Below are 25,679 nucleotides of genomic sequence, written 5' to 3' on the forward strand. Positions count from 1 at the left end.
TACGGGGGACGGTCGGAGGGACGACCCCTCCGATCGGCGGGGGTGGGGAGCCTCGCAATCCCTCCTCAGGCGTAGGAGGGGGCGCTTCCGGGCTGCCTAGTGTTCCCGTATGGAGCAGTTGAGCGAATATCTGATGACGCAGAAGATCACCCCGCTGGTCAATCGCTACGTGATCACGCCGCCGGACGGTGGGGAGGTGCTCGCGTTCGCCGAGCAGAAGCGGCTCGCGCTCAAGGACGAGCTGACCCTCTGGAACGGTGAGGACCGGACCCGGAAGCTCGGGGGGTTCAAGGCCCGGCAGGTCATCGACTTCGGGGCCACCTACGACGTCACGGGGCCCGACGGCGAGTCCGTCGGGGCCTTCCGCAAGGACGCCAAGGCTTCGCTCGTGCGGTCCACCTGGCACCTGACCGAGCGCGCCGGGGCCGCCGCGGTCGGCAAGGAGCGGAGTCTCGGTGTCGCCCTCGCGCGGCGCGGTTGGGAGGTCCTCGACCTCGTCGTGCCCGTGATACCCGTACCGCCCGTGCCGTTCGTCTACCACTTCGACTTCGTGCGGGAGGAACAGCCCGTCCTGTCCGTCGAACGCAAGTGGGGCCTTCGGGACCGCTACGTCATCCGCGTCCAGGATCCCTCCCTCGATCGGGTCCTCGCCCTCTGCATGGCCGTCGGGCTGGACGCCCTCCAGTCCCGCTGACCCGCGAACCGGCAGGTCCTTCCCCGCCGAACGACGGGGAAGGAAAAGGAAATTCGGCGGGTTCACCCGTCTCCTACCCATCGGTAATTTCATTTCCGGGCCGCCACCGGAACGCCTCCCGGTGTTCCGACACGGGGGGCGGCCCTCTGTATGAGATGAAAGGTGCAGTACCGATGGACGAGTTCCACATCGACGCCCGCGTGACCGTTTCCGCCGACCCGGCCGAGACGCAGCTGTCCCCGGCCGCGGGCATCGCCTCGCGCGTCGTCAGCAAGGCCGTCATCAAGCAGACGATCAAGCAGACGATCAAGATGACCGCGGCCTGCGCCGCCGTCCGCACGAACGGCAAGTGCTGACCACACCGTCCGTTCACGTCGAGTGGTAGGTCCCCCGGCCGTCGTCGGCCGGGGGACGACCCCGAAGCCGGCAGGGCCGTACATGTCCGACGCAGCACTTCTTCCGCCCGGCCTCGCCGCTCGCGCCGGCGCCGTGGCCGACCTGATCGGTGAGCGACTCGCCACACCGGAGCGCGCCGACGCCGCCGCCGTGCGCGCCGCCCGACAGACCGACATGTCCTTCTGGTCGGGCGCCTCCCTCAGCGAGGGCCACGCCGGCCTCGCCCTCCTGCACCGACACACAGGGGTCGATCGCGCCTCCGCATTCGTACGGGCCGCCTTTTCCGCCACCCGGGAAAGCCCGATGGACCATCCCGGTCTGTTCGACGGGACCGCCGGGCTCGCCTTCGCCCTGCAGGACGTTTCCCGCGACGAGTCGCGCTTCCTCCCCGGTCTCGGCAGGCTGCACGAACAGCTCGCCCGGCAGGTGATCGCCACCGACTGGCCCCGGTCGCCCGGTGCCGTCGCCGATCACCACTACGACCTCGTGTACGGAGCCGCCGGCATCGCCGTCCAGCTGTGTTCCGTCACGCCCGTGACCCCGGCCGTCGAAGAGGCCCTCGACCGGTGCCTCCGGTACCTCGTGTGGGTCGCCACCGCCGGGCACTGGGCCGTGCACGGCCGCCTCGACACCGGCATGTCCCACGGCGCCGCCGGGATCGCCGCCGCCCTCGCCGCCGCCTGGCGCCGAGGCCGTCGGGTCCCGGGGCAGCGCGCCGCCCTGGACGAGCTGACCGCGTGGCTGCTGGCCGTCGGCCGTGGCGGCGGGCACGGTCTGCGGTGGCCCCGGACCGTACCGGCCGACGACGGCGAAGCGGCCCCCGCCTGGTGCCACGGCACCGGGGGCGTCGCCGCCGGGCTGCTGGCCGTGGCCCGGGCGACCGGCGACCGGGGGCTGGAGGACCGGGCGTTCGCCGCGCTGGACGGGCTGCTCGACCGGGTCGCCGCCGGGGACGTACCGCGCTCGCCGACCGTGTGCCACGGCCTCGCCGGCCTCGTCGTACTCGCCCACGAGTTCGCCTCCCACGGAAGCCACGGAGCTGCCCGCGCCCTCCCCGGCCTCGCCCGACGGCTGGTGGACGCCGCCGACCCCGACCTGCCGCTCCTCTACCGGGACCACGAGACCACGGGGCACATCGTCGACAACCCGGGCCTCCTCACCGGCGCCGCCGGCATCGCGCTCACCCTCCGCGCGCTCGCCACCGGCCACCGGCCGGGCTGGTGGACCGTGCTGCTCCCCCAGTGACCGACCTGCGGTGACCTGGCACGGGGTGAACCTGCCGGCACCCGACCATGCGGCGAACCGACCATGCGGCGAACCGACCGTGACCGCGACCCACAAGGACCCGACCCACCCATGCCGCGATACCACGCCCTCGACTTCCACCTCCTGCGCGCGCCGGCCCTGCCCGTCGACGTCTGGCGGGACGCCCTCGACGGGGGCGACCGCGACCGCACCCGCGCCCGGCTGCGCGCCCTCGTCGACGACCCCCGGGTACGGCACGGACTGGTCGCCGCCGGGAGCGGACTGCTCGACGGGCTGGCGAAGCTCGACGCGCCCGGCAGGAACGCGGGCGCGGACACCGGTGGCAAGGAAGCCCGGCGGGTCCACTCACGTGCCCTGCGCTACCTCACCCGCATGAGCACCCGCCCCACCCCCTTCGGCGCCTTCTCCGGTGTCGCCCTCGGCACGTTCGGCGACACCACCACCGCCCGACTCGGCGACACCGCCCTCGGCGCCGCGCACGTGCGCACCGACATGGGCTGGCTCCTCGCCCTCGTCCAACGCCTGGAGGCGGACCCGGAGGTCCTGAGCCGGCTCGGCGTCTCCATGAACGCCATGGCCCACCGGGTGGGCGACCGGCTCGTCCTGCCCTCCTCCGGCGTGCACGGCGATGCCTCCGACCGCCGGGCGGTACGCGTCCGCCACACCGCTCCCGTCGCCCGGATCCGAAGCCTCGCCCCGCCCGCCGCTCCCGTCCCGTACGCCACCCTGCTCACCGAGCTGACCGCGAGTTTCCCCGACGCCGGCCCGGAGCGGATCGGCGCGCTCGTCACCGAGCTGGTCGGGCTGGGTCTGCTCGTCACCGATCTGCGGCCGCCCGTCACCGAACCCCGCCCCGAGGCGTACGTCCTGGATCGCCTCACCACCGCGGGCGCCGACCACCCCGCGGTGGCGGCCCTCCGGGAGATCACCGAGCTGACCGGCCGGGCCCCGTACGGCGACACCGCCGCCCTCCAGCGGCTGCGCACCGCGCAGCGCGCCCTCGTCCCGGGCCACAAGGCACAGCCCCTGCAGGTCGATTCGGCCCTCGATCTCCCCGCGGGCGTCCTGAACCGCCAGGTCGCGGACGAGGTCGCGGAAGCCGTCGGCTGCCTGGCCCGGCTGGGTCGGGCCGCACCCGGCGGATACGACCACCTCGCCTCGTACCACCAGGCGTTCATGGAGCGGTTCGGCACCGACGCCCTCGTCCCCGTCCTGGACCTCCTCGGCGCCGAACGCGGCCTGGACGCACCCAACAGCTACCTCACGCCGCCCCGCGCGATGGTGATGAACCAGCACGGTTCGGAGGGCGACCCGCACACGCACCGGGCACTCGTCGCCCTCGCCGCCGACGCGTGGCGGCACGGCCGCGACGAGGTCGAGCTGACCGACGAGGTGCTCCGGCGCCTGCTGCCCCAGGACGGCCAGGAGGCAGCCGCTCCCGGCCGCCCCGCCTGCCCCGGCGTCGACGCGTACGTCCAGATCGCCGCCGACAGCCCCGAGGCCATCGACCGCGGCGCATGGCGGGCCGTCCTCAACGGCGACGGCCTCGGCGAGGGCGGCCGGACCTTCGGCCGGTTCTTCCACCTCCTCGGACCGGACGCCACCGACCGCCTCCGTGCCTACGCCCGCGCCCGCGAGGCCCTGGAGCCGGACGTCGTCGTCGCCGAGCTGGCGTACCTGCCCGCCAACGGCCGCGGCGCGAACGTGGCGATCCGGCCGGCGGTCCACGCCTACGAGATCCCCGTCAACGTCGCGCCGACGGCCGCCCCGGACCATGTCATCGACCTCGCCGACATCCACGTGGGCGCCACCGACGACGGCCTGCGCCTCTACTCGGCCCGGCTCGGGCGCGAGCTGGTCGTCGTCCAGAACCACATGCTCAGCCCCTACGGCGCGCCCAACGTCTGCCGTTTCCTCCTGGAGGTCTCCCGGGCCCGGTACGCCACCCCCTCCGGCTTCACCTGGGGACCCGTCGAGGGCGCCCCGTACCTGCCGCGCGTCGTACGGGGCCGGGTCGTCGTGCGCCCCGCCGAATGGAACCTGTACCCGGCCGGTGCCCAGACCGCCCCCGCGACGGCGGGGCCGGTCCCCGTGCCGCGCTCGGCGGACGACGTGGCCCACTGGCGCCGCACCTGGGGGGTCCCCCGACACGTCTACCTCGCGGACGACGACAACCGACTGCTCCTCGACCTCGAACACCCGGTCTGCGTCGAGGAACTCCTCGCCGACCTCCGCACCGCCACCGGCCGCGTCACCCTCCAGGAGGCCCTGCCCGGCCCGGACGCGACCTGGCTGCGCGACGGCTCGGGGCACGGCCACCTGTCCGAGGTCGTCGTCCCGCTCATCGCCTCCCCTGGAGCGGAGCCCTCGCAGGACCGTGTGCGCGCCGCCGCGGAGCAGATCCGGCGCAAGGCCGCACCGGCGGCGCACCCCGCCCATCTGCCCGGCTCGGCGTGGTCGTACCTCAAGCTGTACGCGGCCCGGGACCTGCACGACGAGATCGCCGCCACCGAACTCCCCGCCCTGGTGGAGCAGATGCGTGCCGCGGACGCCGCCCCGGACCGGTGGTTCTACATCCGGTACGCCGATCCCGACGCCCACCTGCGCATCAGGACCCGTACGGGGTCCGGTGCGGCGCTGCCCGCGCTGTTCGCCTGGGGCGAGGGGCTCGTACGCCGGGGGCTCGCCGAGCGCCTCGAAGTGGCCACGTACCACCCCGAGGTCAGCCGCTACGGCGGCCCGGCCGTGTACGACCGCCTCGAAGAGCTCTTCGCCGCGAACTCGGCCGTCTCCTGCCGGCTGCTGCGCCTGCTGTGGGACAAGGAGCCCGGCCTGGAGCCGGAGGCCGTCGTCATCGCCGCCGTGGACGCGCTGTACGCGCAGTGGGGGCTCGACATCCGCGAGCGGCTGGACGCCATGCCCCGTCCGGCGCAGGACGCGGAGGCCCGCGAGCGTTACCGCAAGGACCGCGACTACCTGTGCGAGCTGCTGCGGCCCTGGGACCGCCGGCCGCACCCGCTCGGCCGCGCCCACCACGAACGGCTGGCCACGGTCCTCGACGCCCAGGCCGCGGCCGTACGGCGCGCCGCCCGGGCCGTCGCCGAGGCGGAGGCCGCCGGGACGCTGTGGGGCACGCGGGACGCCATCCTGGCCAGCCTGGCGCACATGCAGGTGAACCGGCTGCTGCCGATGGACCGGCCCGCCGAGAACCGTTGCTACCTGGTGTGGGGACACGTCCTGAACTGCCTGCGCGGGAGGCCCCAGTGATCGAGGGATCCATGTCCGGCGACGGTGACGGGGACGCCGTGCCGCAGGCGCACCGCCGGCTCTCCCGGGACCTGGGCTACTGGTGGCTGGTGCTGCGCTCCTTCTGGGGGCTCAGTCCGCGGCGGGTGACCGCCTTGGCCCTGCTCACGCTGCTGACCAGCGCCGTTCCGGCCGCCGGGATCTGGCTCACCGCCGAAGCGGTGCAGGCCGTCGCCGACGCCGTCGAGGACGTCCCGGGGGCCGGGGACCGGCTCACCGGGGCAGCCGCCGGGATGGTCGCGGTGGCGGTCGCCGAGCACGTCCTGTCGTCGGTCGCGCAGTATCTGAACTCCCTGCTCCAGCTGGAGTTCGGTGCCGAGATCGGCGAGCAGGTCATGGTCAAGGGCACCCGCATGGACCTCAGCGCCTACGAGGACCCCGAGGCGTACGACCGGCTGCAGCGCGCCCTGCGCGAGAGCGGGGGCGGCACGGCCTTCGAGGTCTTCGAGGAGATGCTGCGCACGCTCACCTCGCTGGCGTCGCTCGTGATGGTCAGCTCGGTGCTGTTCTCCTGGAACGCCTGGCTCGCGGTCGTCATCCTGCTCGCCCCGGTGCCCGCGCTCGCCGCGCACATCGTGTTCAGCAAGGAGGGCTACGCCGTCGAGTACCACCGCGCCCAGGACCGTCGCCGCGCCTTCTACTACCAGGACCTGACGACGACGGACTCGTCCTACAAGGAGGTGAAGCTGTACCAGCTCGGCCCGTACCTCGTGGACCGCTACCGGGAGCTGGTCCAGGGCTTCTTCCGCGTGGACCGGGGGTTGGCGCGGCGGCGGCACGGCTGGTCGGCGGCACTGGGACTGGTCAGCGTGGCCGGCTCGGCCGGGGCTCTGGTCTTCGCGCTCACCTCGACCGTGTCGACGGGGCGCCTCGGCGAGCTGGCCGGGTACCTGCAGGCTCTGGGCGCCGTGCACGTGGCGGCCACCGGGCTGCTGCTGGGCGTGGCCACCCTGTACCAGAACACCCTGTTCACCGGGAACCTCTTCGACTACCTGTCCCTGCCGGAGGAGCGCATCACCGGAGGTACCCGGCCCTTCCCGCGCCGCCTCACCCACGGCATCGAGTTCCAGGACGTGACCTTCCGCTACCCGGGTACCGAGACCGTCGCCCTGAACCGCTTCAGCTGCTTCGTCCCCGCCGGCACCTGCTGCGCGCTCGTCGGCGCGAACGGCGCCGGCAAGAGCACGATCGTCAAGCTGCTGACCCGGCTCTACGAGCCCACCGAGGGCCGCATCCTCATCGACGGGGTGCCCATCGAGGAGTACGACACGGCCGACCTGCAGCGCAACATCGGCGTCGTCTTCCAGGACTTCATCCGTTACGAGATGCCGGTCCGCCACAACATCGGCTTCGGGCGCGTCGCGGAGCTCGACGACACCGACCGCATTCGCGCGGCCGCCGAGGCGAGCGGCGCCGCCCCGTTCGTCGAACAGCTCGACGCCACGTACGACACCGTGCTGGGACGGCACTTCGAGGGCGGCCACCAGCTGTCCGGCGGGCAGTGGCAGAAGATCGCCCTGGCGCGGGCGTTCCTGCGGGACGCGCCGATCGCGATCCTGGACGAACCGACCGCCGCGATCGACCCGGAGGCGGAGGCCGACATCTTCGGCCGCCTGCGCACCATCTGCTCCCGGGCGACGTCCCTGGTGGTCTCCCACCGGTTCTCGACCGTCCGGATCGCCGACAAGATCCTCGTGCTGGACGGGGGCTCCCTCATCGAGGAGGGCACCCACGAGGACCTGCTGGCCCTCGGCGGAACGTACGCCCGGCTCTTCCGCCTGCAGGCCGAGGCGTACGTGACGCCCCTGGGGACCGAGCGCACGCAGGCCCCCGTATGACCGACCCGCCCGCCCCCATCCTGCCGTCCGACAGCCGACGTCCACGAAGGACACCGATGACCACGAGCACCCCGCCGGCGCTGTCCCTCATGTATCCGCTGATGGCGTCCGACCTCGACGAACTCGCCGCGTTCGGCAGGGCCGTCCTGGACCTGGAGTTGGAGCGCCTGTACCTGGGGCAGTCCTTGATCGTCGACACGCACCAGGCGTTCGCCCACCTCGCCGGGCGCGGCATCCGGGTGCCCGCGGGGACCGCTGTCGCGCTGACCGCGCTCCGCCACCCCCTGGACGCGGCCGTGCAGGCGCGGTCGCTGGCGCTGCTGACCGGGCGGCCGGTGGTCGCCGGATTCGGCGCCGGGGACCCGGACTTCGTGGCGGCGCTGCGCGGGGAGCCGTACGGGAGCCCGCTCACGGCCGTCATCGAGTATCTGACCGTGATGCGGCGGCTGCTGGACGGTGAGGCGGTCGAAGGCTTCCGGGGGCGGTACGTACGGCTCGACGACGCGGTGCTGCCGGAGCCGCACCCCACCGGGGCATGCCCGGTCGTGTCGCTCGGCGCGGGCGTGCTCCGTCCGCGCATGGCGTACGCGGCGGGGCAGGTCGCCGACGTGGCGATCACCCTGCTGACCCCGGCCTCCCATCTGGAGGAACAGATCGTGCCGGCCCTGGCACGGGGCGCCGCGTCCCGCGGGCGGGCGGTGCCCGGCGTGACGTCGATCGTGCCGTGTGCGGTGCGCAGGCCCGGCCGGGATCCCAGGAAACTGGCGTTCGCGGCGCACGAACTGCACCTGAGCGGGGAGCATTACGCGGCCATGCTGAGGTCGGCCGGGCTCGACGTGGACGTGTCCGATCCGTGGGCGGGGGCGGGCGCTCTGGTCGACGGCGGTGTCTTCGCGTACGGGACACCTGACGAGGTGGCCGACCGGCTCACCCGTTACGGTGACGCGGGGGCGACGGAGATCGCGTTGAGCTGTGCGGGGGTCCTGCTGACCGAGGGTCCCGAGGCAGCACTGGCCGACGTACGGGCCATCGCCGAGGCGGTACGCGACCGGGCCGCGGCCCGCGCCCGATGACGGCCCCGTGCGTGCGCGCACGTACGGGCGAGCGGGCCGCACCCGCACAAGCCGTCCCCGAGTCATCCGAGTTGAGGAGCTAACGATCACATGCTGCTGTTGCTGGAATTCGCGCTGCATTCCCTGATGGACCTGGTGCTGTGGATCGGCGGCAAGGGGCTCGACCGGGCCCGTTCCGCACGCCGCGTCGCCGCGTTCCGGCGCGGTGAGCCGGTCACCCTGCGCTGCCGGTACCGGACGGGCGGCGGGGCGTCCGGGATGCAACCCGGGAAGCTGACGCTGCTCCGCTCCGGAGCGGTCCTGGACGGGCCCGGAGCGAACGGGCTGCGGCTGGCCGGACCGTCCGACGCGGCGATCGGCGGCGGGCGCGGCGGAACGGCACTGACCTGCACCACCGTCGCGGGCGAGAAGGCCGAACTGCTGGTCCTCACCTGGGATTCCACCATGGTCACGCTCATCACGGAGTCGATCGACGCGGGGGCCTGAGCCCGCCGCGCGGACCGGGTGAACCGACTTCCCCAACCGGTCTCCCGGATTCCCCCCACGCCTACCCCGAGACGTCAACCCACTTTACCGAGTTGATACTTTGGTGAAGGTGCGGCCTGACGGGGTGGCCGCTCAAAGGGGGCGTGATGGTCCGCGTGATGATTGTCGACGACGAAGTCCTGCTGCGGTCGTGCATGCAGCGCATTCTGGAGAGCGAGCCGGACATCGACGTGCCGGTCGCCTGCGACGGGCCGGCGGCGCTGGAGGCGATCGAGGCCCACCGGCCGGATGTCGTACTGCTCGACCTGCGCATGCCGGAGGTGGACGGGTTCGCCGTCCTGGCAGGCATCGGCGCGCTGGAGGATCCACCGGCCGTGGCGATCCTGACGACCTTCCTGGCCGACGAGGACATCGCGGCCGCGCTGGGCTCCGGAGCCAGGGGCTTCCTGCTCAAGGACGCGACGCCGCTGGAACTCGTGCACGCGGTACGGGTGCTGGCCTCCGGCGGGACGGTGCTGTCGCCGCAGGCGGCCCGCATCGTGGTGGACGGCTACCTCGGCAGCGGTCCCGGCCGGGACGAGCTGGACCCGCGCCTGGAGACCCGCCTGGACTCGCTCACGGAGCGGGAGCACCAGGTTCTGGATCTGTTGGCGGAAGGCCTGACCAATGCCGACATCGGGCGCCGGCTCCTGCTGAGCGCGTCCACGACCAAGGAGTACGTCAGCGCCATCCTGGCCAAGCTGGGCCTGGCCAACCGCGTGCAGGCCGCTGTCGTCGCCCACCGCGCGGCGTCCGCTCCCGGCCAGTCGCGCCCGCCGGCCCTGGCCGGCACCCGCTGAGGCGCGGCCGAGGTCCACCCGGGCCGAGGCCGTGCGGCGGCGGGGACGGGACCCGACCTTTCACGGTCCCGAACAACCCTTGTCCCGACCGTGCCTCATGGCACCCCGTTTGGAGTGACACCCCGCATGACCCTCGGCAACGCGCTGTACGACCAGAAGCTGGCGAGCGTGTACGACCGCATGTACCCGATCGACCACGACACGGAGCAGGCCATCACGTTCGTGGCCGCGCTCACCCCGCCCGGCGGCAGCGTGCTCGAACTCGGCGTCGGCACGGGCCGGATCGCCGTCCCGCTGGCCGGGCAGGGCTTCACGGTGCACGGGATCGACGGCTCCGAGCCCATGCTCGCCGAGCTGCGTGCGCGCGACCCGGAAGGCACGGTGACCACGCAGACCGGCGACTTCACGGAGGAGGGCACGGGGCGCACCTTCGACACCGTGACGCTGGTGCTGAACACGTTCTTCGTGGCGATCTCCAAGGAGCAGCAGCTCGGCTGCCTGCGGCGGGTGCGGGAGCAGTTGGCGCCCGGTGGCCGGTTCGTGCTGGAGGCGTTCGATCCGGCGCCCTACCACCACATGGAGAAGACGGACCACTCGATGCGCCACCTCGACGGACGGTCCGTCATGCTCGACACCCTGACCGTGGACCGCGCGCAGCAGTTCATGCTGTCGACCCACACGATCATCGACGGTGGCGCACCGGAGACCTACGAGCACCTGCTGCGCTACGCCTTCCCCTTCGAGATCGACCTCCTGGCCGAGCTGTCCGGGTTGCGGCTGGTGGAGCGCACGGAGGACTGGGCGGGGACCCCGTACACCTCGTCCAGCCTGCGGCACGTGTCGGTGTACGAGCGGGACCCCGATTCCCCCTGGGCGAAGGTGCTCTGAGCCAGCGGAAGTTCGGCGCGTACGACGAAGCCGCCCTCCGGGGTGGCGCCCGCGTGGAAGGTGCCGTCGACGAGGACGACGCGCTCCTCCAGGCCGGTGAGGCCGAAGCCGCCGGTGGGCGCACCGGAGCCGCCGGGCACGCGGGTCTGCGGTCCGGGGCCGTTGCGGATCTCGACGAGGAGGTCGTCGCCCGCGGCGGACGGGCCCACGGTGATGTCGATGCGGGCGCCCGGGGCGTATTTGCGGACGTTGGTGAGGGCCTCCTGGACGGTCCGGTAGGCGGCCCGCTCGACGGCCGGTACGCACGTCCGGCCGTCGGGGAGGTCGAGGGCCAGGTGGAGGACCGCGTCCAGGCGGGCGTCCCGGACGAGGGTGCGCAGGTTGGCCAGGCGGGCGGGGTCGCCGTCGTCGGTCCGGACCGGGGCGTGACGCAGGACGCCGACGATGTCGCGGAGTTCCGCCAGGGCGTAGCCGCTGTGGCGGCGTACCGCCTCGGCGTCCTCGCGGACCGTGTCGTCGGGGGCGGTGGCCCACAGTGCTCCGGCCTGGGCGGCGATGATGCCGAGGTGGTACGAGACGGTGTCGTGCATCTCGCGAGCCATGCGCGTGCGCTCCTGGGCGACGGCCCGCTCGGCCTCCAGGTGGCGGCCGTGCGCCTGCGATGCGGAGAGGTCGGCGAGGCGGGCCCGTAGCTCGGATCTCGTCTGGGTCAGCAGACCCAGACCGGCGGGGCCCACGCTGAACATGAGGGCCACCTGGAGGACGACCAGGTGGTCGCCCCACGTCATCGGCGCCTCGTCGACGGTGTTGCCGGACCACATGGTCGCCCCGAAGAGGGCCGCCCCGGCGCCCAGGACGACGCGGCGGCGGGTGGTACCGGACGCCACCGTGAACATGGCGATCATGGGGGCCAGCCACAGGTGGCCGGTGGCCATGGACGGGAGGGTGACCAGCAGGACCGTCACGGGGAACCTGCGCCGCAGCAGGAGGGCGAGCAGTGCGGGTGGGCACACGAGCGCGGACGTGGCGTCGAGGGTGCCGTGGAGGGTGAGCAGTTCCAGGGCGGCCGCCGCGGTGACGAGTGCGTCGACAGCGAATTCCGCCCGGCGACCTCGGTGGGGCGGGCCGCCGGCAGCGGGCGGTGGGGCCGGAACGGGTCCGGGCATGGCTGTGCTCAAGTGGTGTTTCCCCCGTGTCTGACAGCTGCGTTGTCTCCGGCAGTATCGCCGAGCGGGCAACGCGGGCGTGTGGCAGGCGGACCTGGGTGCCTTCGTCGGCACACACGCCGCGTTCGACGCTGTGACCTGCGAGCTTCTCGGCCTCGACGAGCGAGTGAACCGTCACCGGGTCCTCCTCGCGTGCGCCTGTTCGAGAGCCGCGCGTCCCGCCCCGCGCGCCGACCCCCGGGGATGTCAGGTCTGGAGGCCCTCTCACGCAACCTTACGGAATGACGCACATGGTGCTAACTTCATTAGCATCATGCTGCTGAGACTCGACACCAACGACACGCGACCCCTCCACGAGCAGGTGGCGGGGGCGATCCGACGGGCGATCTCCGAGGGAGAGTGCGCGCCGGGGGATCGGCTGCCTCCCGCCCGGGACCTGTCCCGGGCGCTGGGCGTGAACGCGAACACCGTGCTGCGCGGCTTGCGCGCCCTGCGCGACGAGGGGGTGCTGGAGTTCCGGCGCGGCCGCGGCGTCACCGTCGCCGAGGCCGCCGATCAGCGGGCACAACTGGTCGAGAGAGCGAGGCAGTTGGTGGCCGACGCGGCACGTCTCGGGTACGGCAGGAGCGATCTCATCGAAATGATCAGGGGGCTTTCGTGACGGAACGCGTGAAGAAGAACGGCGCCCGGTGGGGGGCGCGGGTATGGGTGGTCGGGGTCGCGGTGGTGCTGGCCGCCCTGCCCTTCGCCGCGAGCGGGCGATTGCCCGACCGGCTCGCCACACACTGGGGCGGCTCGGCCCCGAACGGCTCGATGCCGTTGTGGGCGGCCGCGCTGCTCCCGGCACTGGCCTGGGCCGCGCTCGCACCGTGCGTCGCCTTCATCGGCCGGCGTGGAGGGTTCCCCGCGGGCCCGTGGGTGGGCGCCTCGCTGCTGTCCGGCGGGGTGCTCCTGGCGGGCGCCCAGGCGTCGATCGTGCGGGCCAATCTGGACGTGACCGACTGGAAGGACGCTGCCCCCGTCGGTACGGGGATCGCGATCACGGCCGCCGTCGCGGTGGCGGCGGGCGCGCTCGGCCTGCTGGCCGGTCGTCGCACAGCGCCGCCCACCACGCCGACCGGGCCCGCCGAGGGCGGCGACGTCATGGAGATCCCGGCAGGTGAGCGGCGCGTCTGGCTCTCCCGCCTGTCGAACCCCTGGCTCCACCTCATCGGGGCGCTGACGGGCCTGGTGGCCACGGCGGGCACCGCGGCGGCCGCGTGCGGGCTGATCGGTGTGCAGTGGGCGCTGGTCACGCCGTTCGCGATCGCCTCGCTCGCCATGTTCGCCTCCGCCTCGGTGCAGGCGCGCGTGACGGAGGCCGGGCTGGAGGTGGCCTTCGGACCCCTGGGGTGGCCGGCGCGCCGTTGGGCGGCCGGTGACATCGTCTCGGCGCGCGTGGAGGACCGTAGGCCGGCCCAGGTGGGCGGCTGGGGCTACCGGCTCAGCGGGCTGGGCACCACCGTCATGCTCCGGTCCGGAGAATGCCTGGTCATCCGCCCCAGCACGGGCTCGGAGTTCGCCGTGAGCGTCGACGACGCCGAACGCGGCGCCACGCTGCTCAACGCCTTCGCCTCACGGCGCCGAGCGGGCGCCTGAGCGGCTGCGCCCGTCACGGCGGCAGGGCCCGTCACGGCGGCAGGGCCCGTCACGGCGGCAGGGCCCGTCACGGCGGCAGGGCCCGTCACGGCGGCAGGGCCCGGACCGCGCGTCGCGGTCCGGGCCCTGCCCCGTACGCCGCCGTCCCGCGGCAGCGCTGCCTCAGCTCTGAGCGGCGCCGCCCTCGGTCGCAGCCGCGGCGGCGGCATCGGCCGCGGCGGCCTTCTCGCGCATCTTGCGCACCAGCTCCGCCTTCTGGTCGGCGGCGCTCTTGCGGTCGAGGTTGCGGTGCGGACCGTTGTTCTGGCGCTCGGCGCGGGACTGCCTCTTGCGCTGTCCGCCGCCCTGGCCCACGGGGTTGTTGATGTTCTTGCTGTCGGTCACGGGTTCTCCCGGTGGTGGTGTGAGTGGTCTACGGATTCGCCGATGGGGAGCGCTCTCCCACGTGATGCGGCGTCCGGAAGAACATGACAACGACGGTACCCGCTCCCGCCGACCCCGCGCACCTGACCTTCCCCGACCCTGATCCGCCGCCGTCCGCGAGCGCTCCATGGGCGCCCGCCGATGCTCGACTCCATGAGCCCTGTGATCTCCATGGATTCCATGAACGCCCGGTGTGACGTGGTGGTGGCCGGAGGCGGCCCGGTCGGACTGATGCTCGCCTGCGAGCTCCGGCTCGGTGGCGCGAGCGTGGTGGTCGTCGAACGCCGCACCGAGGTGGACCCGACCGTCAAGGCGGGGTCGATCAACACCTCGACCGCCGGGGCCTTCCACCGGCGCGGGATGCTGCCCGCGCTGGCCGAAGTGCAGCGACGCTCCGCCGAACGGTTCCAGACCTTCGTACGCGAACGACAGGCGACGACCGGGACGGCGGGCCGGCCTCCCCGCACACCCTCCCGGTTCGCCGGTCACTTCGCCGGGATCATGCTGCGCGGTGAGCTGCTGGACACGGCCGACCCGGACTTCGCGCACGCCGGCCCCGCTCACGACGTCGGCCTCGTACCGCAGCAGGAGATCGAGCGGCTGCTCGCCGAGCGCGCCCGGGAGCTCGGCGTCGAGGTGCGCCTCGGGACCGAGTTGACGTGGTTCGACGAGGACGCGGACGAGGACGCGATCGTGGTCCGGCCGGCCCGCCTGGCCGACGGGTCGGGCCAGGCCGTCCACGCGGACCGGCTCGTGGGCTGCGACGGCGGCCGCAGCACGGTCCGCAGGCTCGCCGGCTTCGCCTTCCCCGGTACGGACCCGCAGATCACCGGCCACCAGGCGCTCGTCGAGATGACCGGCTCCGAAGCCCTGCGACCCGGGTGGAACGCCACGGCCACCGGGATGTACGCGCACGGACCGGTGCCCGGCCGCATCCTCACGGTCGAGTTCGACGGGCCGCCGGCCGAGCGGGGGGCGGACGTCACCGCCGAGGAGTTGCAGACGAGCCTGCGCCGGGTCTCGGGAGCCGAGGTCACGATCACCGGGGTGCGCACCGCCACCCGCTTCACCGACCACGCGCGCCAGGCCACCGACTACCGCGCGGGCCGGGTCCTGCCGGCGGGCGACGCCGCGCACGTCCACTCGCCGTTCGGCGGCCAAGGGCTGAACCTCGGCATCGGGGACGCGATGAACCTCGGCTGGAAGCTGGCCGCGGTCGTGCGCGGCCGAGCCCCGGAAGGGCTGCTGGACTCGTACACCGCCGAACGGCATCCGATCGGGGCGTGGGTACTCGGATGGACCCGGGCACAGATCGCGTTGATGCGGCCGGAGCCACAGGCCCGCGCCTTGCGCGAGGTCGTCACCGCGCTGGCCGGGTCCGTCGCCGGCACCACCTACTTCGCCAAGAAGCTCTCCGGCGTCGCGCACCGGTACGACCTTCCCGGCCGCCATCCGCTGGTCGGCCGCAGCGCCCCGGACCTCGAACTCGCCGACGGAACGCGCCTCGCGGACCTGCTGCACGACGGGCGGGCCCTGCTGCTCGGTCTCGCCGACGACGCGGAACTCAGGGCGCGTGCCGAGGGGTACGGCGAGCGCGTACGCCTCGTCACCACCGCCTGCCCCGACCGGCCGGACCTGGCCGGGCTGCTCGTCCGCCCGGACGGGATCACCGCCTGGGCGATCGACGCCGGGGGCACCCCGGAGACCGGGGCCGGACTCGGCGACGCCCTGTCACGGTGGTTCGGAACGCCCGACCGGCCGACCTGTTGACCGGGCTTCCTGCTGATCTACGCCACCGCGCCCGTGAACCCCGCGCCCCGCCTGGCCGAGGCGTCTCCCGACATCACCCTCGCCTGCACCACCGCCGGTGGGGGCCTGGCGGTGGCCGGTTGCCTGGTGCTGGGTGTCGCCGCCCTCCGAGGCGCGCGCCGCACCCCGGCCGCGGCGGCGGCGAGCAGCTCGGCGCACACGGGCAGGAAACGGTCCAGGAAGTAGGCGAGGGGCCGCTGCCGCCGCACATTCCTGTGAGAAAGGTGTTATCGCCGGGGCTCCGGTGAGTCTCCTTCAGTGTCAGGCCAGGTGGGCCGTCACCTTCGAGGAGATGCGATGCAGTTTCACGACGATGAGTTCACGTACGGCGCGGACGTGAACGCGGCCGCGGACCGTGGGGTGGACGCCACCGGTTCCCGGGCGGACCGGCGCGGTCGGGCGCGCGCCGGGGGCCGGGCGGCCGGTGGCCACCGCAAGGGCCGTCGTCGGACTCCCCTGATGGCGGCGGCCGCCGTGGTCCTGCTGGCCGGGGTCACGAGCGCCTACGCCCTCATATCCGACGAGGCTCCGCGGGGCACGGCGGCGACGGGCTCCCCCTCGGCGCTCGCCGGCCGGCCGGACACGGTCGACGGCCCGCCGACCGCCCCGGCATCTCCCACGGCCGCTGCCGATGCGACGGCGAGCCCGGAGGCCGGCGCCTCCACGTCCGCGTCGGCGTCCGCATCGGCAGCGGCGTCGGCGCCCGCGCCCGCCACGCGGTCCGAGAACGGAGAACAGCGCTCCGCGGCCCCGACGACGGAACGCGGCCCGGCGCCCAGCACCCCGCCGACCCGCGGCACCTCGGGGAACGGCCCGACGGGACCGGACCCCAAGGTGCCCGGCCCTCGCACCACGACCCAGGACCTCGCGACGGCCCAGTCGCTGTCCCTGCACCTGCTCAACAACGAACGGGCCGCAGTCGGCCGGCCTCCGCTCGCGCTCAAGCAGGACCTCAGCGCCTTCGCCCGCAAGTGGGCCGAGCACATGAGGAACAACGGATTCGCCCACTCCTCGTCGGACGACCGCGCCTACCTGAAGACGGGCTCGCGCACCTGGACCGGCGAGAACATCGTCTGGTTCAGCGATGCCTCGATGACCGCCCAGGAAGCCGCCGAGAAGTTCCAGTCGATGTGGCGGCACAGCTCCGGCCACTACAAGGCCCAGGTCAATCCGGACTTCACCGAGGTCGGCGTGGGTCTGTACCGCGACTCCACGGGCTGGTGGGGCGTGCACAACTTCTCCGACGGCAAGTGACACGCTTTCAGCGGAGCACCCCGGCGGCGCGGGCCGCCTTGAGCCAGTCCGGGAACTCCTTCATGAGGCGGTCGTAGAGCTCCGCGTCCGAACGCGCGGCCGGCTGTTGGCCGGCCGCGAAGTAGCCGGCGTTGTCGACCGTGCGTCGGTCGAGGGTGTCCAGGCTGCGGAGGAAGCGGAGGTCCCGGCTCGACCCGAAGCCGACGAACTGCCAGAAGATCGGCAACGCGCTTGCCCGGCGCAGGAGTTCCCTGGTGGCCTTGCGGTCGAAGGGCTCTCCGTCGGTCTGGAAGACCACGAAGGCCGGATCGCGGGAGCCGGTGGCCCGGTAGTGCTCGATGACGGCCAGCATGGCCGGGGTGTAGCAGGTGCCGCCCCAGTCCAGCGGAGCGTGGAGCCGCTCGATCCGGCCGCGGTAGTTCTCCAGATTGAGGTCGGCGACCAGGTCCACGCCGTTGGAGAAGAACATGAGCGGCACCGTGCCGTCGTCGTCGAGGTTGACCGACAGCCCGAGGACCTGCTCGGCCAGGTGCTGCATCGTGCCGTCGCGGTAGAACCTGCTCATGCTGCCCGAGTGGTCCAGCACCAGGTAGACGGCGGCGCGTTGGCCCATGACCCCGCTCTTGGTCAGGGAGACCTGGGCGGCCTTGTAGAGGTTGACCAACCCCGGTGCCGCCCGCCGGACCTCCTCCAGGCTCATGGCCGCCGCCGGAACCGGGACGGGGGCGGGACTCGGCACCGGGACGGGGACAGGGACAGGTGCCGCCACCGGGACCGCGACCGGAGCCGGGGCCGTGATCGGAGCCCGAGCCGGGGCCGGGATCGAAACCGGAACCGGGGCCGGGGCCGGAGGCGCGTCGTCGACCACGATGCCGAAGGCGGTCGCCAGGCCCGCCAGGCCGGTGTCCCAGCCCTGGCCGACCGCCCGTACCTTCCACGCCCCGTCGCGACGGTAGATCTCCACCAGGACGGCGGCCGTCTCCCGATGTGTGAACGGCGGCGGCTCGAACCCGATCCGTACTCCCCCGCACTCGATCACCGCCTTCGGAGTATCGGCAGCGGTGAAGTGGGCGGAGGCCGGAAGCGTCGGATCGACGCTCGCCACGATCGCGATCCGGTCCACCGACGCGGGCACCGCCGGCAGGTCCGCCACGACGGTCCGGCCGCCGAGGACCACGCCGTCCTGGGCCGGATGGTTGTAGAAGACGAGGTCGTCGTCGCCGCGCACCTTGCCGTCCTTCGCGAGGAGCACGGCGCAGACGTCGGTCGCGACTCCGGGCGCGGTGGCGGGGACGGTGACCGTACAACGCGCGGTGGGGAGCGGCGTGTTACCGCCTTTGGCGAGCATGGGTGACATGGGCGGCTTCCTTCCGGCGGGCCACTCGGACCTCAGCGGATACGTGCGCGGTCAGTCTCGCGGAGGCGGGTGCGCTCCCGTGGCCGAACCCGGGAAGCGGTTCCGGGGAACCACCGCTCACGACCGGTCCGTCTCGTCGCACGAACGGCCGCACCCACCCCACCGCCGTGAGCACCGACACGACCGGAGCCGACGAACATGCGTACACGCCTTCTGCTGGGCCTGGCCCTCCTCTCCACCGGACTCCTCGCCGGCGCGTTCGGGTACGGGGCGGCCAACCTCGTCCCCACCTTCAACGCGGTACCGCTCGACATACGGCTGTCGTTCCACACCGAACTGATGAAGATGAACGGCATCACCATGCAGGCGGCGATGGGCATCTCGATCGTCAGCTCGCTGACCCTCGCCGCCCTGACCCACGGTCGTACGCGCCTGCTCGCGGGCGGAGCCGGTCTGCTGGCCCTGACGTCCCTCCTGGTCACCCGCTTCGGCAACGTCCCGATCAACAGCCGGATCAAGGAGTGGGCGCACGCCTCGGCCCCCGCCGATCACACGGAGGTCCTGCGGCACTGGGAGACGTACAACGACATCCGCACCGTCGCCGCCGTGCTCGCGTTCGCGCTGCTGATCTCGACCGCCCTCAGACCCCCGACCCACACCTGACCGGGCGCCCGCCGAGTGACCCGGCGACCGGGTGCATCGGTCGGCGGCCCGCTCGACGGGCTCGGGGATCAGGCCGCGGGCGCCGGGCCCGGCGCGGTACGCGGATACGCGTCCGGAGCCGTCCCGACCAGCTCGGTGAACCGGACGCGGAAGATGCCCGGGGTCGCGCAGCCGACGACCCGGCCGACCTCGGTGACCGCGAGGTCGCCCGCCCGCAGCAGGGCCGTCGCGTGCTGGATGCGGCGCGCCGTCAGATAGGCGTACGGCGAGGCCCCGTAGGCGAGCCGGAACCGCCGGCCGAGATGCCCGGCCGCCATGTCCGCGGCGCGGGCGAGCTCCTCGACGTCCAGCGGACGGGCGTACTCCCGGTCGATCCGGTCCCGGACGCGGCGCAGTCGCGCCAGGTCCTTCAGGTGCGATGCCTCGATGAGTGCCTGTCTCCACGCGGGACGACACACGGTGGACCCCCTTCGTCGACGGAGCCGTTCAGCGGAGTTCCTGGATGCGGATCAGGTTGCCCGCGGGGTCGCGGAACGCGCAGTCGCGGACGCCGTACGGCTGCTCGGTCGGCTCCTGGACGACCTCGGCGTCGCCGGCCTGGATCTTCTCGAAGGTGCTGTCGAGGTTCTTGGTGGCGAGGAGGATCCAGCCGTAGGTGCCCTTCGCCATCATCTCGGCGATGGTGCGGCGCTCCGCCTCGGTGACGCCGGGGTCGACCGCCGGCGGGGCCAGCAGGATGGACGTGCCGGGCTGGTCGGCGGGGCCGACCGTGATCCAGCGCATCCTGCCCTGGCCGACGTCGCTGCGGACCTCGAAGCCGAGGACGTCGCGGTAGAAGGCCACGGCGGCGTCCGGGTCGGTCTGCGGGAGGGTGCTCATGTGAATGCTGATGTCCATGTCCGTCACCGTAACTACGCGCGGGCCAAGGGCGCTTCTCGAATCCTGACCGATCCCGGACCGATCCCGGGTCCTTCCGCGGGCCGTGCCCCGACCCCCGCCGGGGCCTCGGCGACCCGGTGCGTCGGGGATCGGTCCAGCGCCCTTGATCACCACGGGTTGCGGCCGGGCGGGGGACCTGGGAGCGGGTCCTCGGAACGCTGTCGGCGCAGCTCAGGGCGGTGCCGTCACCCGGGCGGCCCGAAGCGCGAATGATCTTCCCGATGTGCGGCGCCCACCGGCTCGGCATAGGTCTGTGCTCGTAGGCGTCGAAGGCGTGGTCGGTGTCCTGTGCCCCCGCACGGACACCCGCCGCGCCGACCCATGGTGAGGAGTCACATGTCACGCATCAAGAACCGGACCGCCCGCCGGTCGGCCGACCGAGCAGCCGACCGGACCGCCCGCCGGTCCGCCCGTCGGGCCGCGATCTCCGTCCTCGCGGCCACCGCCGCCCTGGTCGCCGCCGTTCCGGCGGCCGCGCACGACGGTTCGACCCGCCCCGAGGAGAGAGCGGCCCTCGGCGCCGAACACGCCCAGGAACATACGAAGGTCCGCGAGCAGCTGCTCAAGCTGGGCGGGTACTCCCAGCTCGCCCGGATCGACAGCCTGAACTCACTGACCCGGTCCCAGGCGGACGTGAACGCGCGCTTCCACCCCAAGGCGTTCGGGCAGTTCGCCGAGTACTTCCAGTCGCCGGACTTCGCCGCCCACATCGCCATGCTCCCGACCGGGAAGGTGCTGCTCTTCTCCTTCGAGCGCATGGAGACCGACCCGACCGAGGAGCCCGCGCCGACCAACACCCTGGGCAAGGCCAACGCCGGCCGCGCCTTCCTGTGGGACCCGCGCCGCGGCACCGGGGCGGACGCCTTCAAGAAGGTCACCCCGCCCGAGCTGGTCGTGCCGGACGGCACCGGCGAGAAGCGCCCGGCACCCTTCTTCTGCGCCGGACACGCCTTCCTGCCCAACGGCATGGTCGGCGTCTTCGGCGGCAACCTCGGCTACGGCGGAGGCGCCGGAGCCAAGCTGTCGCTGGTCTTCGACCCGTGGACCGAGGACTGGTCCGTGAACAAGGACATGGAGGTCGGCCGCTGGTACCCCTCCGTGGCCACCGCTCCCGACGGCCGCCTGCTGATCATGTCCGGCCACACCGACCAGGGCTGGGGCACCTCCACCTCCGTCATCGAGCGCTTCCCCGCCAAGAGTCACCCCGTCCCCTTCGAGAAGACGGTGATCCCGAGGGACGTCCCGACCGACACCCTGCGCGTGGACGCGCCGTTCGGCGCCGACAGCGACTACCCGCACCTGTTCACCCTGCGCGACGGCAAGGTGTACGGCCTGGGCCGCCACGCCACCCGCCAGTGGGCCTTCGACCCGGTCGCGGAGACCCGTACGGACCTGCCCGCGCGCCCCGACGGCGTCCACCGCGGCTACGGCTCCGCCGTGCCGCTGCCCGCGGGACTGCGCGGCCCCGACTCCGTCCTGGTCCTCGGCGGCGACCGGGACGACCCCAACACCTACCGGCTCACGAGCGGCGGCGCCTGGGAGAAGCAGCAGCCGCGCGCCTTCGGCCGGACGCAGGACGACACGCTGCTGCTCCCCGACGCGAGCCTGCTGACCGTCAACGGCGCCTACGGCATCCGGGACTACGGCAACGGCGACTACAACCCCAAGTCCGAGCTGAAGTACCGGCAGATCGAGACCCGCAACGCGCTGGGCGAGTGGAAGCTGGGCCCGGCGCAGCGGCTGCCGCGCGGCTACCACTCCAACGCCGTCGTCCTCCCGGACGGCCGGGTCATGGTCACCGGTGACGAACTGCAGCAGCTCGCCAACGACCCGAAGATCGACGACGACATGAACGGCAGCATCGAGATCTTCGAGCCGGCCTACCTCCACCAGGGCGGCCGCCCGGCCCTCGACCGCGCCCCCGACGGGCCGCTGCGGTACGACAGCGCCTTCACCGTGGGGACCTCCACGCCCGACAAGGTCAAGAAGGCCGTCCTGTTGGCCCCGACCACCGCCACGCACTCGCTCAACACCAGCCAGCGCCACGTGGAGCTGCGCATCGTCAAGCGCCAGGGGAACAGCCTGCGCCTGCAGGCACCGCCCTCGGCCAACGACACCCCGCCCGGCTACTACATGCTCTTCCTGCTGGACGAGAACGGGGTGCCGAGCGCGGCCAAGTGGGTCTCCTTCAGATAGCTCCACCGCGCCGCAGCACACCGCAGCCCCGGACCGTCGGTCCGGGGCCGCGGTGCGTCGCCGCCCGCGGGGGCGGCGACGGTGGTCGTCAGCGGTGGCGCAGCGCGTTCTGGGAGTCGACGTACTTCAGCATGAGGCGGGCGAAGTCGAGGCGCTCACGCTCGCTCCAGTCGGCCGTCACGTGCTCGAAGGCCGCGCGCTGGTGGCGCCGGAAGCGGTCCATCATGTCGCGGCCCTCGGGGCTGAGGTGAAGGATCGTACGGCGGCCGTCCTGCTGGGAGGCGGCGCGGACGAGGTAGCCGGCGGAGATGCTGTCGGACACCATGCGGCTGGCCACCGAGGGGTCGACGGCCAGGTACTCGGCCACGGCGCCGACGGTGATCTCACGACCGTCGCCCTGCTCGGCCTCCAGGACGATGTTGAGGACCAGGGTGCGGCTGAGGTCCTTCTGGGAGATCGGGTTCTCGACCTCCAGGAGCGAGGAGCGCCGCAGTTTCCCGAAGGCCGGGCCCACGGCGTCCAGCAGTTCCTCATCGGTCGCCGGCTCGTGCTTCGTCATGCCCCTCATCGTACATATGTGAGTCGTGGCAGGCATGTGTTGACATGAAAACGTGTGCATGTGAGCATGCATATGCTTTTACGAACGAATGGAGTTCCTCGTGACCACCCTCATCACCGGTGCCCGCGGCCGGGTCGCGCGAGCGGTCGCCGCCCGCCTGCACTCCGCCGGCCTCCCCGTCCGGGCCGCCAGTGCCCGTCCCGCCGAACTGACCGTTCCGGACGGGGTCGAGACCGCCGAGCTCGTCCTCGACCGCCCCGAGACCTTCGCCGCCGCCCTGCGCGGCGTCCGCCAGGTCTTCCTCTACCCCCAGCCCGCCGGCATCCACGACCTGATCAAGGCGGCCGAGGTCGCCGGGGTCGAGCACGTCGTCCTGCTGTCCTCGTCCTCGGTGCTCGCGCCGGGCGCCGAGAGCGACCCGCTGGCGAGCCACAGCCTGCGGGTCGAGCGCGCCCTCACCGACTCCGGCCTGACCCGCACGTTCCTGCGCCCCGACGCCTTCGCCGGCAACTCGCTGGGCTGGGCGTGGCCCATCGGCCGGTCGATGCCGGTCCAGCTCGCCTACCCGGACGCGATGATCGCGCCCATCCACCCCGAGGACATCGCGGACGTCGCCGTACGGGCCCTGACCGGGGGATCCCTCACCGGCCGCTCGCTCACCCTGACCGGCCCCGAGTCGCTGTCCTTCCGCGAGCAGCTCGCCGTCCTCGCACAGACCCTCGGCCGCGAGATCACGGTCGAGCACATCACCCGGGCCGAGGCGCGGGAGCAGATGGGCCGGCACATGCCCGCCCCGATGGCGTCCTCGCTGCTCGACCTGTGGGAGGCCGCCTGCCACGGCCCGGCCACCATCGGGGAGACCACCGAGACCCTGCTCGGCGTACCCGCCCGTACCTACCGGCAGTGGGCCGAGGAGAACGCGGACGCCTTCACCGGCCGCTGATCCGAAGGCCGCCGACCCTTGAGGAGCAGGACATGAAGCCCATCGGCTACTGGCTCAACCGCACGGACCAGGCCCTCACCGCGTCCATGGACGCCCTGTTGGCCGACTTCGGCCTCACCCGACTCGACTGGCAGGTCCTGGCTGTCGTCAAGGACGACCCGCGGGCCACCGACACCGCCGTCCTGACCGTCCTGGCCGCGGGCGCCGACGCCGCGGAACCGACCTCGTCCGTCGCCTCGGTGCTCGCCGGCGGCTGGGTGGTCCGGCCGCGCCCGGACCACCTCGCCCTGACCGACGACGGCCGGGCCCGCCTCGACGAGGTCGCCCTTCGCGTGGACGCCTTCCGCGAGCTGTCGGCGCGGGGCATCACCCGCGAGGAGTACGTCACCGCGGTCACCGTCCTGGAGCGCATGACCCGCAACCTCACCGAGCCGCGAGCGGGGTCCGCGGCTCGACCGTGATCGACCTCGGGGAGCCCTTCGGACCGCGCAGGACGGTCGCGGCGACGGCCAGGGCTACCAGGATCAGGCCCGTGCCGACCGCGAAGGCCAGGTGGTACCCGCCGGTCAGCGCCTCGGGGACGGGAGCGCCCGCCGCGGTGAGGGACTCCGTACGGGAGGCGGCCAGGGTGGAGAGGACCGCGATGCCCAGCGCCATGCCGATCTGCTGGGTGGTGTTGAAGAGCCCGGAGGCCAGGCCCGCGTCGGCCTCCCGCGCACCGGACATGCCCAGCGAGGTCAGCGCGGGGAGGGCGAGGCCGAAGCCGGCGGCGAGGAGCATCACCGGGAGCAGGTCGGTGAGGTAGTTCGCGTGGTCGGGCCGACCGGGCAGGCGCGTCAGCAGGCCGAGTACGCCGACCAGCAGGACCAGACCGGCCAGCAGGACCTTGCGCTCGCCGAAGCGGGAGTTCAGGCGGGCCGAGACGGTGAGCGAGACGAGTCCGATCACGGCGGCCGCCGGCAGCATCGCGAGACCCGTCTCGGCGGCGGAGTATCCGAGCACGTTCTGCAGGTAGAGCGCGACGAGGATCTGGAAGGAGAACAGCGCGGCGACCATGAGCATCTGGACCAGGTTGGCGCCGAGGACGCTGCGCGAGCGGAAGATCCGCAGCGGCATGAGCGGATGGCGCGCGGTGGCCTGGCGGACGAGGAACCCGGCGAGCAGGACGAGCGCGAGGGCCCCGAACCCGAGGGTGTGGGCCGAAGTCGCCCCGTACGTCTCGATCTTGACGACCGTGTAGATCCCGAGCATCAGGCCGGAGGTGACGAGCAGCGCGCCGATGCCGTCCGCGCCCGCCTTCAGGCCCAGGCCCCGGTCGCCCGGCAGGGCCCGGAGTGCGACCAGGAGCACCGCGATGCCGATGGGCAGGTTGATGAAGAAGATCCAGTTCCAGGTCAGCGCGTCGGTGAGGACACCGCCGAGGACCTGCCCGATCGAGGCACCCGCCGCGCCGGTGAAGCTGAACACCCCGATGGCACCCGCTCGTTCGCGCGGCTCGGTGAAGAGCGTGACGAGGATGCCGAGGCCGACGGCGGAGGCCATGGCACTGCCGGCGCCCTGCAGGAAGCGGGCGACGATCAGGATCTCGGGAGAGGTGGCGAGCCCGGCCACCACCGAGGCGGCGGTGAACACCGCGGTGCCCGCGAGGAACATCCGCTTGCGGCCGATCAGGTCGCCGAGGCGGCCGGCGAGCAGGAGAAGGGCGCCGAAGGCGATCAGGTAGGCGTTGACGACCCAGCTCAGCCCGACCGGGGTGAAGCCGAGGTCGCCCTGGATGGCGGGCATCGCGACCGTCACGATGCTGCCGTCGAGGATCGTCATCAGCATTCCGGTGGCCAGGACGCCCAGGGCGAGCCGGCGGGAACGCGCGGAGGGAGGAGCGGTGAGGGAAGGGGAAGGCGTGCTGGCGGGGGCGGGCATGGCGGTCTCTCCCGTTCGTCGAAAGG

Annotated in this window: 24 protein-coding genes and 1 pseudogene; 18 read left to right on the top strand and 7 right to left on the bottom strand. The window is 73.0% G+C overall.

All coding sequences use genetic code 11. The features are described 5' to 3' along the window. Positions 1 to 109: 109 nt before the first annotated feature. The 9 genes from ACWG52_RS18050 (at position 110) to ACWG52_RS18090 (ending at position 10,786) form a co-directional block, all read left to right on the top strand. The gene (locus tag ACWG52_RS18050) at positions 110 to 694 is read left to right on the top strand and encodes an LURP-one-related/scramblase family protein (RefSeq protein WP_389803929.1); all 585 of its coding nucleotides are present in this window, start codon (positions 110 to 112) and stop codon (positions 692 to 694) included. Positions 695 to 867: 173 nt separating this feature from the next. After that, on the top strand, positions 868 to 1,050 hold the full coding sequence (locus ACWG52_RS18055) for a hypothetical protein (RefSeq protein ID WP_389803931.1): 183 nt from the start codon (positions 868 to 870) through the stop codon (positions 1,048 to 1,050). Positions 1,051 to 1,132: 82 nt separating this feature from the next. Further along, complete coding sequence (locus tag ACWG52_RS18060) at positions 1,133 to 2,335, top strand: lanthionine synthetase LanC family protein (protein WP_389803934.1); 1,203 nt, start codon at positions 1,133 to 1,135, stop codon at positions 2,333 to 2,335. 111 nt (positions 2,336 to 2,446) lie between these two features. Next, positions 2,447 to 5,623, top strand: coding sequence for a lantibiotic dehydratase (locus ACWG52_RS18065; protein ID WP_389803937.1), 3,177 nt, complete (start codon positions 2,447 to 2,449; stop codon positions 5,621 to 5,623). After that, positions 5,620 to 7,500: an ABC transporter ATP-binding protein gene (locus ACWG52_RS18070; RefSeq protein WP_389803940.1), complete on the top strand. Its 1,881-nt coding sequence runs from the start codon at positions 5,620 to 5,622 to the stop codon at positions 7,498 to 7,500. The genes ACWG52_RS18065 and ACWG52_RS18070 overlap by 4 nt, the downstream gene beginning before the upstream one ends. Positions 7,501 to 7,556: 56 nt before the next feature. Beyond that, positions 7,557 to 8,573 (top strand): LLM class flavin-dependent oxidoreductase, encoded by a 1,017-nt coding sequence (locus ACWG52_RS18075; RefSeq protein WP_389803942.1) that lies wholly within the window; start codon positions 7,557 to 7,559, stop codon positions 8,571 to 8,573. Between the two features lie 90 nt (positions 8,574 to 8,663). Next, the gene (locus ACWG52_RS18080) at positions 8,664 to 9,059 is read left to right on the top strand and encodes a hypothetical protein (protein WP_389803944.1); all 396 of its coding nucleotides are present in this window, start codon (positions 8,664 to 8,666) and stop codon (positions 9,057 to 9,059) included. A 158-nt stretch (positions 9,060 to 9,217) separates the two neighbouring features. Continuing rightward, on the top strand, positions 9,218 to 9,898 hold the full coding sequence (locus ACWG52_RS18085; protein ID WP_389803946.1) for a response regulator: 681 nt from the start codon (positions 9,218 to 9,220) through the stop codon (positions 9,896 to 9,898). Positions 9,899 to 10,024: 126 nt separating this feature from the next. Continuing rightward, positions 10,025 to 10,786 carry a class I SAM-dependent methyltransferase gene (locus tag ACWG52_RS18090; RefSeq protein WP_389803949.1) on the top strand — a complete coding sequence of 254 codons (762 nt, stop codon included), beginning with the start codon at positions 10,025 to 10,027 and terminating at the stop codon, positions 10,784 to 10,786. Positions 10,787 to 10,797: 11 nt separating this feature from the next. Here ACWG52_RS18090 and ACWG52_RS18095 read toward each other — a convergent pair. After that, positions 10,798 to 11,952: pseudogene (locus tag ACWG52_RS18095) on the bottom strand (sensor histidine kinase); the annotation flags it as partial. Between the two features lie 313 nt (positions 11,953 to 12,265). On the opposite strand from ACWG52_RS18095, the gene ACWG52_RS18100 reads away from it, so the two are divergent. Then, positions 12,266 to 12,613 carry a GntR family transcriptional regulator gene (locus tag ACWG52_RS18100; RefSeq protein WP_389803951.1) on the top strand — a complete coding sequence of 116 codons (348 nt, stop codon included), beginning with the start codon at positions 12,266 to 12,268 and terminating at the stop codon, positions 12,611 to 12,613. Next, the gene (locus ACWG52_RS18105) at positions 12,610 to 13,590 is read left to right on the top strand and encodes a DUF1648 domain-containing protein (RefSeq protein ID WP_390139240.1); all 981 of its coding nucleotides are present in this window, start codon (positions 12,610 to 12,612) and stop codon (positions 13,588 to 13,590) included. Before ACWG52_RS18100 ends, ACWG52_RS18105 begins: the two co-directional genes overlap by 4 nt. Positions 13,591 to 13,752: 162 nt before the next feature. Here the strand turns inward: ACWG52_RS18105 and ACWG52_RS18110 are convergent, their stop codons facing one another. Further along, positions 13,753 to 13,974: a DUF6243 family protein gene (locus ACWG52_RS18110; protein WP_389803956.1), complete on the bottom strand. Its 222-nt coding sequence runs from the start codon at positions 13,972 to 13,974 to the stop codon at positions 13,753 to 13,755. Between the two features lie 192 nt (positions 13,975 to 14,166). Here ACWG52_RS18110 and ACWG52_RS18115 point away from each other — a divergent pair, with 192 nt between their 5' ends. The 3 genes from ACWG52_RS18115 (at position 14,167) to ACWG52_RS18125 (ending at position 17,076) form a co-directional block, all read left to right on the top strand. After that, positions 14,167 to 15,783: an FAD-dependent oxidoreductase gene (locus ACWG52_RS18115; protein WP_453128999.1), complete on the top strand. Its 1,617-nt coding sequence runs from the start codon at positions 14,167 to 14,169 to the stop codon at positions 15,781 to 15,783. 33 nt (positions 15,784 to 15,816) lie between these two features. After that, positions 15,817 to 16,008, top strand: coding sequence for a hypothetical protein (locus ACWG52_RS18120; protein WP_389803962.1), 192 nt, complete (start codon positions 15,817 to 15,819; stop codon positions 16,006 to 16,008). 111 nt (positions 16,009 to 16,119) lie between these two features. After that, positions 16,120 to 17,076, top strand: a complete 957-nt coding sequence (locus ACWG52_RS18125; protein WP_389803965.1) for a CAP domain-containing protein — start codon at positions 16,120 to 16,122, stop codon at positions 17,074 to 17,076. Positions 17,077 to 17,083: 7 nt separating this feature from the next. On the opposite strand, the gene ACWG52_RS18130 is transcribed toward ACWG52_RS18125, so the two are convergent. Further along, a complete protein-coding gene (locus ACWG52_RS18130; RefSeq protein ID WP_453129000.1) occupies positions 17,084 to 18,433 on the bottom strand; it encodes a VWA domain-containing protein in 1,350 nt (449 codons plus the stop codon). 198 nt (positions 18,434 to 18,631) lie between these two features. Between ACWG52_RS18130 and ACWG52_RS18135 the strand changes: the two genes are divergently transcribed. After that, positions 18,632 to 19,096 carry an anthrone oxygenase family protein gene (locus tag ACWG52_RS18135; protein ID WP_389803969.1) on the top strand — a complete coding sequence of 155 codons (465 nt, stop codon included), beginning with the start codon at positions 18,632 to 18,634 and terminating at the stop codon, positions 19,094 to 19,096. A gap of 68 nt (positions 19,097 to 19,164) precedes the next feature. Here the strand turns inward: ACWG52_RS18135 and ACWG52_RS18140 are convergent, their stop codons facing one another. Together ACWG52_RS18140 and ACWG52_RS18145 are read right to left on the bottom strand one after the other, a co-directional pair. Beyond that, entirely contained in the window at positions 19,165 to 19,554 is a 390-nt protein-coding gene (locus ACWG52_RS18140; RefSeq protein ID WP_389803972.1) for a helix-turn-helix transcriptional regulator, read from the bottom strand. A gap of 28 nt (positions 19,555 to 19,582) precedes the next feature. Beyond that, complete coding sequence (locus tag ACWG52_RS18145; RefSeq protein WP_389803974.1) at positions 19,583 to 19,993, bottom strand: VOC family protein; 411 nt, start codon at positions 19,991 to 19,993, stop codon at positions 19,583 to 19,585. A 378-nt stretch (positions 19,994 to 20,371) separates the two neighbouring features. On the opposite strand from ACWG52_RS18145, the gene ACWG52_RS18150 reads away from it, so the two are divergent. After that, the gene (locus ACWG52_RS18150) at positions 20,372 to 22,231 is read left to right on the top strand and encodes a galactose oxidase-like domain-containing protein (RefSeq protein WP_453129001.1); all 1,860 of its coding nucleotides are present in this window, start codon (positions 20,372 to 20,374) and stop codon (positions 22,229 to 22,231) included. 88 nt (positions 22,232 to 22,319) lie between these two features. On the opposite strand, the gene ACWG52_RS18155 is transcribed toward ACWG52_RS18150, so the two are convergent. Beyond that, positions 22,320 to 22,790 (bottom strand): MarR family winged helix-turn-helix transcriptional regulator, encoded by a 471-nt coding sequence (locus tag ACWG52_RS18155; protein ID WP_389803979.1) that lies wholly within the window; start codon positions 22,788 to 22,790, stop codon positions 22,320 to 22,322. Between the two features lie 100 nt (positions 22,791 to 22,890). On the opposite strand from ACWG52_RS18155, the gene ACWG52_RS18160 reads away from it, so the two are divergent. Together ACWG52_RS18160 and ACWG52_RS18165 are read left to right on the top strand one after the other, a co-directional pair. Beyond that, entirely contained in the window at positions 22,891 to 23,733 is an 843-nt protein-coding gene (locus ACWG52_RS18160) for an NAD(P)H-binding protein (protein ID WP_453129002.1), read from the top strand. A gap of 32 nt (positions 23,734 to 23,765) precedes the next feature. Next, positions 23,766 to 24,194, top strand: coding sequence for a MarR family winged helix-turn-helix transcriptional regulator (locus ACWG52_RS18165; RefSeq protein WP_389803985.1), 429 nt, complete (start codon positions 23,766 to 23,768; stop codon positions 24,192 to 24,194). On the opposite strand, the gene ACWG52_RS18170 is transcribed toward ACWG52_RS18165, so the two are convergent. After that, positions 24,157 to 25,653: a DHA2 family efflux MFS transporter permease subunit gene (locus ACWG52_RS18170; protein ID WP_453129003.1), complete on the bottom strand. Its 1,497-nt coding sequence runs from the start codon at positions 25,651 to 25,653 to the stop codon at positions 24,157 to 24,159. The genes ACWG52_RS18165 and ACWG52_RS18170 overlap by 38 nt on opposite strands. Positions 25,654 to 25,679 lie beyond the last annotated feature (26 nt).

This window comes from Streptomyces sp. CLCI03 (genome assembly GCF_053615355.1).

Coding starts and splice junctions, on each gene's coding strand:
- ACWG52_RS18055 (WP_389803931.1), top strand. CDS start 868: ATGGACGAGTTCCACATCGACGCCCGCGTGACCGTTTCCGCCGACCCG.
- ACWG52_RS18060 (WP_389803934.1), top strand. CDS start 1,133: ATGTCCGACGCAGCACTTCTTCCGCCCGGCCTCGCCGCTCGCGCCGGC.
- ACWG52_RS18155 (WP_389803979.1), bottom strand. CDS start 22,790: ATGACGAAGCACGAGCCGGCGACCGATGAGGAACTGCTGGACGCCGTG.
- ACWG52_RS18080 (WP_389803944.1), top strand. CDS start 8,664: ATGCTGCTGTTGCTGGAATTCGCGCTGCATTCCCTGATGGACCTGGTG.
- ACWG52_RS18150 (WP_453129001.1), top strand. CDS start 20,372: ATGTCACGCATCAAGAACCGGACCGCCCGCCGGTCGGCCGACCGAGCA.
- ACWG52_RS18090 (WP_389803949.1), top strand. CDS start 10,025: ATGACCCTCGGCAACGCGCTGTACGACCAGAAGCTGGCGAGCGTGTAC.
- ACWG52_RS18050 (WP_389803929.1), top strand. CDS start 110: ATGGAGCAGTTGAGCGAATATCTGATGACGCAGAAGATCACCCCGCTG.
- ACWG52_RS18170 (WP_453129003.1), bottom strand. CDS start 25,653: ATGCCCGCCCCCGCCAGCACGCCTTCCCCTTCCCTCACCGCTCCTCCC.
- ACWG52_RS18115 (WP_453128999.1), top strand. CDS start 14,167: ATGAGCCCTGTGATCTCCATGGATTCCATGAACGCCCGGTGTGACGTG.
- ACWG52_RS18085 (WP_389803946.1), top strand. CDS start 9,218: ATGATTGTCGACGACGAAGTCCTGCTGCGGTCGTGCATGCAGCGCATT.
- ACWG52_RS18125 (WP_389803965.1), top strand. CDS start 16,120: ATGCAGTTTCACGACGATGAGTTCACGTACGGCGCGGACGTGAACGCG.
- ACWG52_RS18075 (WP_389803942.1), top strand. CDS start 7,557: ATGACCACGAGCACCCCGCCGGCGCTGTCCCTCATGTATCCGCTGATG.
- ACWG52_RS18135 (WP_389803969.1), top strand. CDS start 18,632: ATGCGTACACGCCTTCTGCTGGGCCTGGCCCTCCTCTCCACCGGACTC.
- ACWG52_RS18065 (WP_389803937.1), top strand. CDS start 2,447: ATGCCGCGATACCACGCCCTCGACTTCCACCTCCTGCGCGCGCCGGCC.
- ACWG52_RS18100 (WP_389803951.1), top strand. CDS start 12,266: ATGCTGCTGAGACTCGACACCAACGACACGCGACCCCTCCACGAGCAG.
- ACWG52_RS18145 (WP_389803974.1), bottom strand. CDS start 19,993: ATGGACATCAGCATTCACATGAGCACCCTCCCGCAGACCGACCCGGAC.
- ACWG52_RS18165 (WP_389803985.1), top strand. CDS start 23,766: ATGAAGCCCATCGGCTACTGGCTCAACCGCACGGACCAGGCCCTCACC.
- ACWG52_RS18130 (WP_453129000.1), bottom strand. CDS start 18,433: ATGTCACCCATGCTCGCCAAAGGCGGTAACACGCCGCTCCCCACCGCG.